This is a genomic window from Clostridioides sp. LIBA-6622 (assembly GCF_056716095.1).
The window spans coordinates 1,064,619-1,080,041 of record NZ_CP196998.1 but is presented as its reverse complement, the minus strand read 5'-3'; the positions used below and the strand labels follow the sequence as shown (position 1 = coordinate 1,080,041).

Annotated in this window: 5 protein-coding genes, 1 tRNA gene and 3 rRNA genes; all 9 read right to left on the bottom strand. The window is 33.8% G+C overall.

Annotated elements, in window-relative coordinates:
- Positions 1-96: 96 nt before the first annotated feature.
- Complete coding sequence (locus ACTG47_RS05195) at positions 97-2,316, bottom strand: ATP-dependent helicase (RefSeq protein WP_479926372.1); 2,220 nt, start codon at positions 2,314-2,316, stop codon at positions 97-99.
- Entirely contained in the window at positions 2,309-4,225 is a 1,917-nt protein-coding gene (locus tag ACTG47_RS05190; protein WP_479926371.1) for a hypothetical protein, read from the bottom strand. The genes ACTG47_RS05195 and ACTG47_RS05190 overlap by 8 nt, the downstream gene beginning before the upstream one ends.
- Before the next feature lie 247 nt (positions 4,226-4,472).
- A complete protein-coding gene (locus tag ACTG47_RS05185) occupies positions 4,473-6,491 on the bottom strand; it encodes an N-acetylmuramoyl-L-alanine amidase (protein ID WP_479926370.1) in 2,019 nt (672 codons plus the stop codon).
- 469 nt (positions 6,492-6,960) lie between these two features.
- On the bottom strand, positions 6,961-8,982 hold the full coding sequence (locus ACTG47_RS05180) for an N-acetylmuramoyl-L-alanine amidase (protein ID WP_479926369.1): 2,022 nt from the start codon (positions 8,980-8,982) through the stop codon (positions 6,961-6,963).
- 268 nt (positions 8,983-9,250) lie between these two features.
- Positions 9,251-9,367: ribosomal RNA gene (gene rrf / locus ACTG47_RS05175) — 5S ribosomal RNA — on the bottom strand.
- 8 nt (positions 9,368-9,375) lie between these two features.
- Positions 9,376-9,449, bottom strand: a tRNA-Gly gene (locus ACTG47_RS05170).
- A gap of 90 nt (positions 9,450-9,539) precedes the next feature.
- Positions 9,540-12,436: ribosomal RNA gene (locus ACTG47_RS05165) — 23S ribosomal RNA — on the bottom strand.
- A gap of 240 nt (positions 12,437-12,676) precedes the next feature.
- Positions 12,677-14,179, bottom strand: a 16S ribosomal RNA gene (locus tag ACTG47_RS05160).
- The 16S, 23S and 5S rRNA genes sit together here with 1 tRNA gene alongside, the layout of an rRNA operon.
- A 241-nt stretch (positions 14,180-14,420) precedes the next feature.
- On the bottom strand, positions 14,421-15,395 hold the full coding sequence (locus ACTG47_RS05155; RefSeq protein ID WP_479926368.1) for a glycoside hydrolase family 73 protein: 975 nt from the start codon (positions 15,393-15,395) through the stop codon (positions 14,421-14,423).
- Positions 15,396-15,423 lie beyond the last annotated feature (28 nt).

The following is a 15,423-nucleotide window of genomic DNA, read 5'->3' as shown; positions in this document are numbered from 1 at the left end:
CTTAGCTTTATTTTTAATAGCTATTTATTACTATCTATTATTTTAGCTTTTTTTCATCAATATTTTAAACAGTACATTCATTAAATTTATTATATATTAATTTGACCTCTTTTCAATAATACGTCGGTTCAATCTACTTAAATATATACTTGGTTTTTGCTCTTTTCTTTTATTTCCTACATCATTTTCGTCTCTATAAGAACTTCCTGAAAGTACCAACATCTCCTTCGCTCTGGTTATTCCTACATATAAAAGTCTAATTTTTTCATTTATAGAATCAATCTTAGTTTTATGAGCATAATCAGTTGAAATACTACCTTTTAATATAGCTTCAATTTCTGATTTAATAATTGCCATAGGATTTTTATATTTTTCTTTTAAATACCATTTATCACTCTGAAATTTTTGATTGATATTGTCAGGGAAATTATATTCAATAAGACCTAATAAAAACACACAATCCCACTCCATCCCCTTTGATTTATGATAATTACATAATGTTATACTACCAGGCTCTGGTTCATATCCATTTATTTCATATACTACATCTATTATGTGATTGAATACCTTATTTTTTACATCAAACAGTAAATTATATACATCTTCTAAATCCATATGTATATTTTCTGATACTAAATACTTTACATAAAAAGATATATAATCAAGTACTGCCTTATCTTCTTTTTCCAAATTAAGTTTTCTGCCAATAAACAAAACTAATAAGTCTAACCTTATTATTGGATATTCTAGTATATGTTTTATAATGTCTATTCCTTTTTTGAAATTCAAATATATCTCACTTTCTTCATTTATTTCTATTAAATTAGTCTCTAACTCACTAAATTCAAAATTGTAGATGATTTCTTCTGTCGAATAATCTTTTAATACTTCTAAAAGATTATTCTCCTCTGCTTCATTATCAGTATTTATAAAAACCTTATCAAGTACATTTATTAACTTTTCTACATCATCGCAATGTAGCATAAAATCAATAATAGATGCTATGTTGTTTATAACCTTCCTCTTACTCAAAGAATTTGGACCTAATTCTTCAAAAATTAGATTGTACTCCCTAAGTTCTTTAGCAACTTGTGTAACTTGTTCATTAAATGGAACTAATATACCTATACTTTTATCTGGATATTTATTTTTTATCCCTTTAACATATTTAGCAGTTTGCTCTATTTCATTTTTCCAGCTCTCATACCACTTTACATTTATATTATAATGTTCTGGGTTAGGATTTTCTTTATACCCCATTCCATTTGGTACAGTCTTTATTTGCATATCTTCAAGAGCATGTCTACATTCTTCCTGTCTAAATTCCTTTGTAACATAATCTACAAGAGTATTTGCTAAATCAAGTATATCTTTCGAACTTCTATTTGACATATTCATCCTGTAACAGAAATCTGCATTATTTATAAATTCTTTAAAAAATCTGGGGTCTGATGATGAAAAAGTTCCTGTTATACTCTGATTTATATCCCCAACCCTAACTAAATTTTTATTTTCACTAGATATAATTTTTATTATATTACCTTGAATTTCATTTGAATCCTGACATTCATCTTCAAAAATATATTTGTATCTAGTTTGAAATTTCTTCCTAAGTGCTTCATCTAAACTCAAAGTTTTTTCTGCTAAAATTAATATATCATCATAATCTAGTAAGCCATTTTGCTTCAACTTCCTATCATATAATTTATATATTGGTAAAATAATTTTAAGCATTCCTTTATGCCCTCTTGACAATATTTCTTCAAGTTTATCTGGAGAAATACCTTTATACTTAAGTTCACTTATTGCATTTCCTGCAAATTCGAAAAAACCTCTTTCCCAAGCTTCAAGAGTTATTTCTTTCCAACGCTCATCTTTTTGCTCTTTTAGAAACCATCTAAAAGCTCTTTCTCCTCCTTCAAATCTAAATCTATTTATACATTCATTTAATATAATATTTTTTTGTAAATCGTCAGCTATATTAAAATCCTCACTTAACATTACAGCTTCTGGTTTTTCCTTTATTATCTTTACAGCTAAACTATGTATGGTCATTACTTCATATGAACTAGCATCATCTATTTTATTCTCTTCAAGAATTTTTTTTATTCTACCTTTAAAATTATTTACAGCACTGTTCATATAAGTAAGAACTAATATCTTTCCACCTTTATGCTTCTGCTCAAGTAATAGCTTTGCTACTAAGTTTGTTATTATAAATGTTTTCCCTGCACCTGGAACTGCTGGTACCGCCATAGTACCATTATCATAATTTATTATTGGTATCTGATCTTCTCTATAATTTATATTAATCATAATTTTTATCTCCTTTATGTGAGATTTTTAAAAGTATACTATATAACATACTTTCTTGAATATATCCATTAATCGTATACTCACTCTTGTATGCATAAATTTTATTTGCATTTAGTAACAAATTATATACAGTATTGTATAGATAATATTTCTTATAATGTTCTTCCATTTCATTTGTATAAATCTTTTTTTCCTCAAAAGATTTTCTAAGTACAATTAAATTGCTTATATCTTTTTCTATTTTCATATTCCAAGCATTACTTCCTATATCTACCCATATTTGTATACTTCTATCTATATTTGATGATATATACGAATAAGGAGTAGTTATTACTATTTTATCTTTAGATTTTAACTCTTCTATATCAACAACAGAGTAATAATCATTTATTGTGGTCTTTAAAGCTTCTATGAATATCTTTTCTTCTCTCATGCCAAGTAAACTTATACTTTCACTAAAAGATTCACTTTCAGCTATTATCTTTTTACATAACCCAACATTCTTCTTACCTTCTTTTAAACCTAGCATTTTATCTATATAGAACTGAATTAAAAATTCATGTATTTTTATATCACTTTTCTTCTTTTCCTCAATATACTGTAAAATATCACAATACTGACTATATCCATTTATATTATCAATACTTAAATGTCTTGTTTCATTGAGAATTTTAAATGCTTTTATCCTATTTATTTCTAAAAGAGTTTCTAAAAAACTTAAATATTCATCTTCTTTTATAAAATCTAAATACCCATAAAATATACATGTAGCTACTACCAGTGCATTTCCATATGGATAATCTATCACTTTTTTATCCTTTTTAGTATTAAAAACACCTATATTTTTTTCTATCAAAGAGTCTCTAATCTGATACTCCAATATAGTATTGTTTATAGGAGATATAATTGCTATATCTCTTGGAGATATACCATCTTCTATAAGATATATAATTTTTTCACTTATTAAATCTAACATTTCATTGTACAGTTGGCTTGATTGATTTAATTTCACTTTTGCATTTAATAAGTATAAGTCTTCTATTCCTATGTTCTTCTTTTTAATCTTTCCTTTTTCTTGTGATTCAATTTTTGATATTATCTTTTCATTTATATAGTCCATATCTGCATTATTAAATACAGAGTAATCTTTGTTATAATCAATATATATATAACTTTCCAATACATTGTCTAGTGATTTTACGATAAAATCAACCTCTACATTACTTGAATTTTCAAGGCTATCTACTATTATATATCTCACTTCTTTAAATAAGTTTTTTATATAAGAATCATCAGTAAGTAGATATTGATTATATAGATATACACTTAATGCATTATCTAAAATTGAGTTTGATAATAATAAGTCTATATAATATGATATAATTTCATCCATTTGAGTATATGAGAATCTATATATACTATCTCTATTTTTCTTTGATGAATATATTTTTTCTCCAATAAAATCAAAATCAATTAAATTGAATGCAGATTTATTTATATTAGTCATTATACTATTTGCTATTGATTTATTTGTTCCTGTAATATCTTCAAAATAACCTTCTTGTATCCTTTTTTCCTTAACTTTTTGTACTATTAAATATTCACTTAAACTGTTTGATATAAACGTTGGAGATACAGATTTTTTACTTATTTTATTACACTTTTCTATTATGAGTGGCCAATATTTCAGTAATTCTTTTTTTACAAAACCTATATATGTTGTTATTTTCAACTCTTCACTATAACCTAATTTTAAAGACCTTTCATATCTTATTTTTGTATTATTATTTGGTACCAATAGAATAATACTTCTTGAATTATTATAGTTTTTTTCTAATATTTCTCTATATTTATCTAGAGGTTCATCTCTATATTCTCTTAAACCACTTTTTTCAAATAAATATTCCACATAATCACCTTCCTCAATTAAATTAAGTGTATATTATCTAATTATATCATATTGTGTATTTTACAAAATACAATCAAATTATTGCATTTAACTACAAAAAAGACTATATATACATAGTCTTGCATTTATATATGCAACAATGTATATACAGTCTTTGATATTGATACACTTATATTTCATTTTATGACTTTAATGTCAATTTCCAATTATAGATTTACATTAAACTTTTAAATCTTTTTACTTATAATTACTTTAATGACTCTTCTATCCCTTTAGCTATTTGTGTACCCATTTCTTTTACTTTTGCTGGCGAGTTTATTAAACTCATGTCACTCGTACTATCCAAAAATGCACATTCTACAAGTACAGCTGGCACATTATTAGTTCTTAAGACATATAAATAATCTTTTGCAGGATTGTCGTCTAGAGTTCTTGTTTTTATACCTCTATTAGTAAGTTTAAATTTTTCTAAAATTCTATTTAATATGTTTGTAGCTACAGTCTTAGTAGTTCCTCCATTTTTATCTTTAATCTTATAAAACACTTCTACTCCATGACCTTTTCTATTATTATCACCATTATAGTGTATACTTGTAAATAAGTCTGGTTTAAGTGAGTTAGATAAAGCAGTTCTACTTCCAAGTGATACAGTTTTATCTGTATCTCTAGTCATAATTACATTTATACCTTTTGAACGTAAATATTCAGTAGTTGCAAGTGAAGTATTTAAATTGTAATCTTTTTCAATCATTCCTCCATATGAATTTCCAGGTGCTGAACCACCATGCCCTGGGTCAATCATAACGGTCTTAGCACCATTATTACTTCCTGGGTCTGTTGGAGTTGTATTATGTTTAGATAATGATGCTGCTATAGAACTCATTACACTAGAAGTCAATCCTCCACCTATTTTATATACCTTATTAGCTGATTTAGCTTCTAAATTAGCTTTATGATATGCAGACACATACGTCTTTGGCGTTATAAGTATTGGTGATTTTAAGCTAGCAGCTAATGGCCCCGCTGCTAAAGCATCAACAAGTTCATCTGATTTAGCTACTAAAACAGCTTCCAATTCATCCTCTGTATAGAATTTTTTTATTACATTTGCATTTGTTTCATGTCTATCTGCTCCATATACTCTATTATTAGTAACATTATCCTTAGTTATATTATTTACTTTATTGATGACATTTGTTGATATCATCTGAGGTCCACCTATAAAATAAGCACTTTGTAAGTCCTCACTCTCTAGCCATTGATATGTAACATTTGTAATACTATCTTTGTCAGCCACTATAATAGGTTGTTTATCCTGACCTGCTTTTGCTGCTATAGTAAGTGCATCTATTTCTCCACCATCTTTACCATTTGTTATATACACTTTCTCTACATCATGGTTTTTATCTATTTCTTTTGCTATCAATAGAGATGTCTCATATCTATTAGAACCATTTAGACGTGTTTGATTAGCATTTACAGTCGATTTTATCTGATTAGCAGTAGTTTTAGAAATTGAGTTCTCATCTCCAATTATAATTACATCTTTAGGATTTAGACGTTTTAATTCTGATTTTACACTATCAGAAACATTATTTTTCTCAACCAAAAGTATTGGTGCATTATATGTAGTTGCTAATGGAGTTGATATGATTCCATCAATACTTACATCTCCATTTATTATAACTACCTTGTCTGCACCATTTTTCCAACCCTCTTTACTTATTTTAACTGCTGTTTCATATCTATCACTTCCTGTAAGTTCTGTGATAGGTGCAGAAGTCTTTCTCAAGTATTTATTTACGTCTTTTCTTGAAGTTATATCTTCAATTATACATTCCTGTGTTACATTATAGTCTTTTAAATTTAATCCCATCTTTTCTAGGTCTTGTTTGTTTAAAGTTTTAGGATTAGTTTCACTATTTATCGTTATCCCTTGTAACTCCCAAACATTTTGATATTCTGGGTCTTGATTATAATTGATAGTTCCTTCATATGCCCTAGTTGATTTGTTGTAATTTATAGTTGTATCTAATGGCATATCATAACATTTATATTTTAATGTAATACTGTCTGAATCTGGCTTTTCTTTAAATTTAACACTAACTTTTGATGTACTACCTAAAACTATACTTTTTTTCTCTAAGCTTATATTTAAATCTGAATTATTTTCCATAGCACTAGATTCAGTAGCAAATGCCATTGTTGGTGCGACAATTGCCATTGAAAGAATTCCTGTTGTTAATAATTTTGTATTTTTTCTCATATTAATCTCCTTATTTAACATAACTTTCTAATTTAGTGTTTTTAATTTTTTAATATGTCAAAGTGTATCTACCCAAATTATAAATAATTTATAAACAAATTATAAAAATAAAATAACAAAAAAATAAACATATTATATACATTTATTTACCTTCACTATATCACTTATTACTATAAAAATCCATAAAAATACATAAAAAACAAATAATAACACATAATACCTTCATTTCCATTGTATTTTATAGGCAAATATCACAACTTTTAATAGTTAATAATATTCTTGGTATATGTGAATGTTTTATTATTATACTTAACTACAAAAGGCTATATATATACCATTTTGCACTTATATGCAACAGTATATATATAGCCTTTCTTACTAATACAATTATGTTTTATTTTGTAGATTCAGTCTAAGTTTAAAACCATAATTCATTTTATATTAAGACCTTTAGTTATTCTCATTTAGACTATTTTAGAGACTCTTCTATACCTTTACCTATTTGTGTACCCATTTCCTTTACCTTACTTGATGTATTCAATAAACTCATATCTTTTTCATTGTCTAAAAATGCACATTCTACAAGTACAGCTGGCATGTCATTTGTTCTTAAAACATATAAATAATCTTTTGTAGCATCAGTTGATAGTGCTCTCGTTTTTGCACCTCTATTTTTTAAATTGAATTTTTCTAAAATTCTATTTAATATATTTGTAGCTAAAGTTTTAGTAGTTCCACCATTTTTATCTTCAAGTTTATAAAATACCTCCACGCCATTTCCAGTTGTATCAGACGCATTATAGTGTATGCTTGTAAATAAATCTGGTCTTAATGAATTAGATAAAGCAGTTCTATTTCCAAGTGATAAAGTTTTATCTGTATCTCTAGTCATAATTACGTTTATGCCTTTTGAACGCAAATATTCAGTCGTTGCAAGTGAAGTATTTAAAGTATAATCTTTTTCTTTAATACCTCCTAATGGTTTCCCTGTTGTACCAGTATCTGAACCACCATGTCCTGGGTCAATCATAACTGTCTTAGCACCAGTATTATTGTCTGGGTCTGTTGGAGTTGTATTATGTTTAGATAATGATGCTGCTATGGAATTCATTACATTTGAAGTCAATCCTCCACCTATTTTATATACCTTATTAGCTGATTTAGCTTCTAAATTTGATTTATGATATGCAGACACATATGTCTTTGGCGTTATAAGTATTGGTGACTTCAAGTTAGCAGCTAATGGACCTGCTGCTAAAGCATCAACAAGTACATCTGATTTAGCCACTAAAACAGCTTCTAATTCATCTTCTGTATAGAATTTTTTTATTACATTTGCATTTGTTTCATGTCTATCTGCTCCATATACTCTATTATTAGTAACACTATCCTTAGTTATATCATTTACTTTATTGATAACATTTGTTGATATCATTTGAGGACCACCTATAAAATAAGCACTTTGTAAATCCTCACTCTCTAGCCATTTATATGTATTATTTGTAATACTATCTTTATCAGTCAATATAATTGGTTGCTTATCTTGACCTGCTTTTGCTGCTATAGTAAGTGCATCCACTTCTCCACCAGTAGCATTTGTTATATACACCTTATCTACATCATGATTTTTATCTATTTCTTTTGCTATCAATAAAGATGTCTCATATCTATTAGAACCACTTAGACGTGTTTGACTAGCATTTACAGTTGATTTTATCTGATTAGCACTAGTTTTAGAAATTGAGTTCTCATCTCCAATTATGATTACATCTTTAGGATTTAGACGTTTTAATTCTGATTTTACACTATCTGGCACATTATTTTTTTCAACCAAAAGTATAGGTGCATTATATGTAGTTGCTAATGGAGTTGATATAATTCCATCAATACTTACATCTCCACTTATTACAATTACCTTATCTGAACCATTTTTCCAGCCTTCTTTACTTATTTTAACTGCTGTTTCGTATCTATCACTTCCTGTAAGTTCTGTGATAGGTGCAGAAGTTTTTCTCAAGTATTTACTTACATCTTTTCTCGAAGTTATATCTTCAATTATACATTCCTGCGTTACATTATAATCTTTTAAATTTAATCCCATCTTTTCTAGGTCTTGTTTGTTTAAAGTTTTAGGATTAGTTTCACTATTTATTGTTATACCTTGTAACTCCCAAACATTTTGATATTCTGGGTCTTTATTATAATTGATAGTCCCTTCATATGCTCCAGTTGATTTGTTGTAATTTATAGTTGTGTCTAATGGCATGTCATAACATTTATATTTTAATGTTATACTGCCTGCATCTAGCTTTTCTTTAAATTTAACGCTAACTTTTGATGTACTACCTAAAACTATACTTTTTTTCTCTAAGTTTATATTTAAATCTGCATTATTTTCCATAGCACTAGATTCAGTAGCAAATGCCATTGTTGGTGCGACAATTGCCATTGAAAGAATTCCTGTTGTTAATAGTTTTGCATTTCTTCTCATATTAATCTATTAATCTCCTCACTTAATATAAATTTCTATTTTGTTTTATAGATTTAAATTTTTAAAATATATCAAAGTGTATCTACCCAAAATTATAAATAATTATATAAAAAGTAAACTTATAAAACACAAAAAATAAAAAAATTAAATATATCTAATATATTTAATTATATTCACTATATCATTTATTGCCAAAAAAATCTATAAAAGACAAATAAAAACATATAATAATTGTAGTTTTATTAAATTTTATACAACAAAAAAGATTACATGGCTACGTCCTACTCTCCCAGGCAGTTTCCCACCAAGTACCATCAGCGCTAGAGAGCTTAACTTCTGTGTTCGGAATGGGAACAGGTGTATCCTCTCTGCTATTGTAACCACATAATCTTTTGGAGCGGGTGAAGGGGATCGAACCCTCACAGCTGGCTTGGAAGGCCAGAACTCTACCATTGAGCTACACCCGCATTATTTTTTATAAATTAGTAGAACTAACTTTCTAGAGTTAACACTCTAAAAACTACACATATATTTTATTGAATGAACATCATATAATATTGGTCAAGTCCTCGACCTATTAGTATCGATAAGCTAAATACATTGCTGCACTTACACCTTCGACCTATCAACCAGATAGTCTTTCTGGGGTCTTACCCTTGCGGTGGGAAATCTTATCTTGAAGTCGGCTTCGCGCTTAGATGCTTTCAGCGCTTATCCATTCCGTACATAGCTACCCAGCCATGCCCTTGGCAGAACAACTGGTACACCAGAGGTACGTCCATCCCGGTCCTCTCGTACTAAGGACAGGTCTTCTCAAATTTCCTACGCCTGCGACGGATAGGGACCGAACTGTCTCACGACGTTCTGAACCCAGCTCGCGTACCACTTTAATGGGCGAACAGCCCAACCCTTGGGACCTACTACAGCCCCAGGATGTGATGAGCCGACATCGAGGTGCCAAACCTCCCCGTCGATGTGGACTCTTGGGGGAGATAAGCCTGTTATCCCCAGGGTAGCTTTTATCCGTTGAGCGATGGCCCTTCCACGCAGAACCACCGGATCACTAAGTCCGATTTTCATCCTTGCTCGACCTGTATGTCTTGCAATCAAGCTCTCTTTTGCCTTTACACTCTACGTACGATTTCCGACCGTACTGAGAGAACCTTTGAGCGCCTCCGTTACCTTTTGGGAGGCGACCGCCCCAGTCAAACTGCCCACCTGACAGTGTCCCAAGACCAGATTCATGGCCTATGGTTAGAGTCCCAGTACTACAAGGGTGGTATCCCAAGGATGGCTCCGCCAAAACTGGCGTCCTGGTTTCAAAGCCTCCCACCTATCCTGTACATGTAGTACCAAGACCCAATGTCAAGCTACAGTAAAGCTCCATGGGGTCTTTCCGTCCTGTCGCAGGTATCCGGCATCTTCACCGGAATTACAATTTCACCGAGTCTGTTGTTGAGACAGTGCCCAAATCGTTACGCCTTTCGTGCGGGTCGGAACTTACCCGACAAGGAATTTCGCTACCTTAGGACCGTTATAGTTACGGCCGCCGTTTACTGGGGCTTAAGTTCACTGCTTCGATTGCTCTAACAGATCCCCTTAACCTTCCAGCACCGGGCAGGCGTCAGCTCCTATACATCGTCTTGCGACTTAGCAGAAACCTATGTTTTTGGTAAACAGTCGCTTGGGCCTATTCTCTGCGGCCACCAGATGGTGGCACCCCTTATCCCTAAGTTACGGGGTCATTTTGCCGAGTTCCTTAACAACAGTTCTCTCGCGGGCCTTAGGATACTCTCCTCACCCACCTGTGTCGGTTTGCGGTACGGGTACCTTTAACCTCGATAGAGACTTTTCTTGACAGTGTGAAATCAGCTACTTCGCTACTAAATTTCGCTCCCCATCACATCCCAGCATTATCAAAGCGGATTTACCTACTCTGACTGCCTCAATGCTTGGGCACATATAACCAACAGTGTGCTTAGCTTATCCTACTGTGTCATCCCATCTCTCAAACGGTTATCGGTAGTACAGGAATATCAACCTGTTGTCCATCACCTACGCCTTTCGGCCTCAGCTTAGGTCCCGACTAACCCAGGGCGGACGAACCTTCCCCTGGAAACCTTGGGTTTACGGCCTGTGGGATTCTCACCCACATCTCGCTACTCATGCCAACATTCTCACTCCCATACTGTCCACATGTCCTTACGGTCATGCTTCAACCCGTATGGGAAGCTCCCCTACCCATCATAATGATGCCGTAGCTTCGGTAGTAAGTTTTAGCCCCGGAAATCTTCGGCGCAGGATCACTCGACCAGTGAGCTATTACGCACTCTTTGAATGAGTGGCTGCTTCTAAGCCAACATCCTGGTTGTCTGTGCAATCCCACATCCTTTACCACTTAACTTACATTTAGGGACCTTAGCTGACGATCTGGGCTGTTGCCCTTTCGACTATGAATCTTATCACCCACAGTCTGACTCCCAAGTATAAGATGACGGCATTCGGAGTTTGATAGTCTTCGGTAGGTGCAATACCCCCTAGGACATTCAGTGCTCTACCTCCGTATCTCTCACCTTGAGGCTAGCCCTAAAGCTATTTCGGGGAGAACCAGCTATCTCCGGGCTCGATTGGAATTTCACCGCTACCCACAAGTCATCCCCGAGCTTTTCAACGCTCGTGGGTTCGGACCTCCACGAAATTTTACTTTCGCTTCATCCTGCTCATGGGTAGGTCGCCCGGTTTCGGGTCTACGTCAAGTAACTGAACGCTCAGTTAAAACTCGCTTTCGCTACGGCTCCACACCTTAAGTGCTTAACCTTGCTACTTAACGTAACTCGTTGGCCCGTTCTACAAAAAGTACGCGGTCACACAAGAAATGTGCTTCCACAGCTTGTAAGTGCAGGGTTTCAGGTTCTATTTCACTCCCCTCCCGGGGTCCTTTTCACCTTTCCCTCACGGTACTATACGCTATCGGTCACTAGGTAGTATTTAGCCTTGGAGGGTGGTCCCTCCTGCTTCCCACAGGGTTTCACGTGTCCCGTGGTACTCTGGATCATATCTAAAGTCTTCTCGTTTAACATACAGGACTATTACCTTCTGTGGTGGGTCTTTCCAAACCTCTTCAATTACGATACCTCTTCGTTATGATATGTCCGCAACCCCAATAAAGAAAACTTTATTGGTTTGGGCTCTTCCGCGTTCGCTCGCCGCTACTTACGGAATCGAATTTCTTTCTCTTCCTTCAGGTACTTAGATGTTTCAGTTCCCTGAGTTCCCCTCATTAAGCTATGAATTCACTTAATGATACTTAGACATTACTCTAAGTGAGTTTCCTCATTCGGAAATCTTCGGATCAAAGTTTACGTGCAACTCCCCGAAGCTTATCGCAGCTTATCACGTCCTTCATCGGCTCCTAGTGCCAAGGCATCCGCCCTGCACCCTTAATAACTTGACCAGTTAAAAAGGTTTGATAGATTAAAGTCTATCAACTTGATAATTTTAAAAAGTTATCAGCTTTATATATTACAAATTAGATGTCATATCACTAAATATATATGCAGTTTTTAAGGTGCTAACGCACATCTTCAACAAACAAACTTCACATTGGTTTAGTTTATTTGGTTGATTCAAGTGCTAATTTTGAGTATTCGTAAAAACGAACCCTCAAAATTAAACAGTAGGCAATTCTCCTTAGAAAGGAGGTGATCCAGCCGCACCTTCCGATACGGCTACCTTGTTACGACTTCACCCCAGTTATTGATTCCACCTTCGACGACTTCTTCCAAAAGGTTAGATAATCGGCTTCGGGCGTCTCCAACTCCCGTGGTGTGACGGGCGGTGTGTACAAGACCCGGGAACGCATTCACCGCAGCATTCTGATCTGCGATTACTAGTAACTCCAGCTTCATGTAGGCGAGTTTCAGCCTACAATCCGAACTGAGAGTAGCTTTAAGGGATTAGCTCCACCTTACGGCTTGGCAACCCTCTGTACTACCCATTGTAGCACGTGTGTAGCCCTAAGCATAAGGGGCATGATGATTTGACGTCATCCCCACCTTCCTCCAGGTTATCCCTGGCAGTCTCTCTAGAGTGCCCAACTTAATGATGGCAACTAAAGACAAGGGTTGCGCTCGTTGCGGGACTTAACCCAACATCTCACGACACGAGCTGACGACAACCATGCACCACCTGTCACCAATGTCCCCGAAGGGAATTCTCCGATTAAGGAGATGTCATTGGGATGTCAAGCTTAGGTAAGGTTCTTCGCGTTGCTTCGAATTAAACCACATGCTCCGCTACTTGTGCGGGTCCCCGTCAATTCCTTTGAGTTTCACTCTTGCGAGCGTACTTCCCAGGCGGAGTACTTAATGCGTTAGCTGCGGCACCGAGGGGGGTAACCCCCGACACCTAGTACTCATCGTTTACAGCGTGGACTACCAGGGTATCTAATCCTGTTTGCTCCCCACGCTTTCGTGCCTCAGCGTCAGTTACAGTCCAGAGAGCCGCCTTCGCAACTGGTGTTCCTCCTAATATCTACGCATTTCACCGCTACACTAGGAATTCCACTCTCCTCTCCTGCACTCAAGTCTCCCAGTTTCAAGAGCTTACTACGGTTGAGCCGTAGCCTTTCACTCCTGACTTGAAAGACCGCCTACGCACCCTTTACGCCCAGTAAATCCGGATAACGCTAGCCCCCTACGTATTACCGCGGCTGCTGGCACGTAGTTAGCCGGGGCTTCCTCCTCAAGTACCGTCATTATCTTCCTTGAGGACAGAGTTTTACGACCCGAAGGCCTTCATCACTCACGCGGCGTTGCTGCATCAGGCTTTCGCCCATTGTGCAATATTCCCCACTGCTGCCTCCCGTAGGAGTTTGGACCGTGTCTCAGTTCCAATGTGGCCGTTCACCCTCTCAGGTCGGCTACTGATCGTCGCCTTGGTAAGCCGTTACCTTACCAACTAGCTAATCAGACGCGGGTCCATCCTGTACTGGCTCACCTTTGATATTTAAGAGATGCCTCTCAAATATATTATCCCGTATTAGCATACCTTTCGGTATGTTATCCGTGTGTACAGGGTAGGTTACCCACGCGTTACTCACCCGTCCGCCGCTCTTTACCGAAGTAAATCGCTCAACTTGCATGTGTTAGGCACGCCGCCAGCGTTCATCCTGAGCCAGGATCAAACTCTCAAATAAAAGTTTATCAGGCTCAGATACTATTGTTATCAAAATATCTGGCTTTATGGTTTGTTTCTTGTTTTATAAATTAACCTACTGTTTAATTTTCAAAGTTCATTTTGTTCTCTTTCGAGTACAGTAATAATAATATCACCTTTTAAATAACAAGTCAATACATTTTTTTAGTTTTTTTTACAAATTTTCTATTCTTTTGTAGAAAATAATCTTATCCTGTTATAACCTCATACGAAGTTAATAATTATTTTGTTTCTACTTTGTTATCTATAAGTTGCAAATTATAGCTTCTGATGACTTCTATTAATAGTTCCGCATATATACGATTTCCTTTTTTATCTTCAGCTGTACTATATCCTGCATTTTCTAGGGCTTGTGCTTGACTAGTATAGTCTTTTGCTTCAAATAAACCATGTTTTCTATATCTTTTATTATCAACTAAAAACAAACTATGGTCTCTGACAGAATCCTGTAATGAATTATATGACCTAAAATTCGCTACGATTTTCTCATCATAGTGTTCTGAGGTTGAGATTTCTACTTTTTTTCCTTTCCATGCTTTATCTGCTTTTATTCCAAATAAATTATTACTCTGCTTTGTAAGTTTAGAATTTCCCCATCCAGATTCTAATATAGCTTGTCCTATTGTTATAGATGGCAGTATTCCATAATCAATGTATTCTCTTATAGCTGAATCTTCTAACTTTTTTATAAATTTGATTTTTTCATCACCATTTTTTAATTCTTTATTTCCAAGATACATGTATTCTAAATCCTTCATATATTTTTTTGCTCTACTTTTTTGAGAAGAGTCAAATTTTATTTCATTCAATACTTTAGTGAATTTTTTTACTTTATACACATTTTCTCCCTTGTCATTTTTATCCTCTACTATAAATTTTTCTCCTATATTTAATGTATCTTTCTTTTTTATATTACTTAAGTCTTCATCATGTATTACCATATCTATAGCAAGCAATGCTTTCCAACTTACTTGGACTTTCCCATCACCTGCTTCATCGGCTACATCCATATAGTATTCAATTTTGGTACTTTCTATATCTCTTACCTTATATAATTCCTCAAAGTATTTTGTTATATTAAAAACAGCAATTATGCTTGCTATTATACATACAGTTATAAAAATTTTTTTAAATAGAAGCTTTATTCTCTTTATACTTTTATTTTTCCCTAAATTTTTTATGGTTTTTCTGGCCATATTATTCCCCCTTAAAAATGGTATTCCT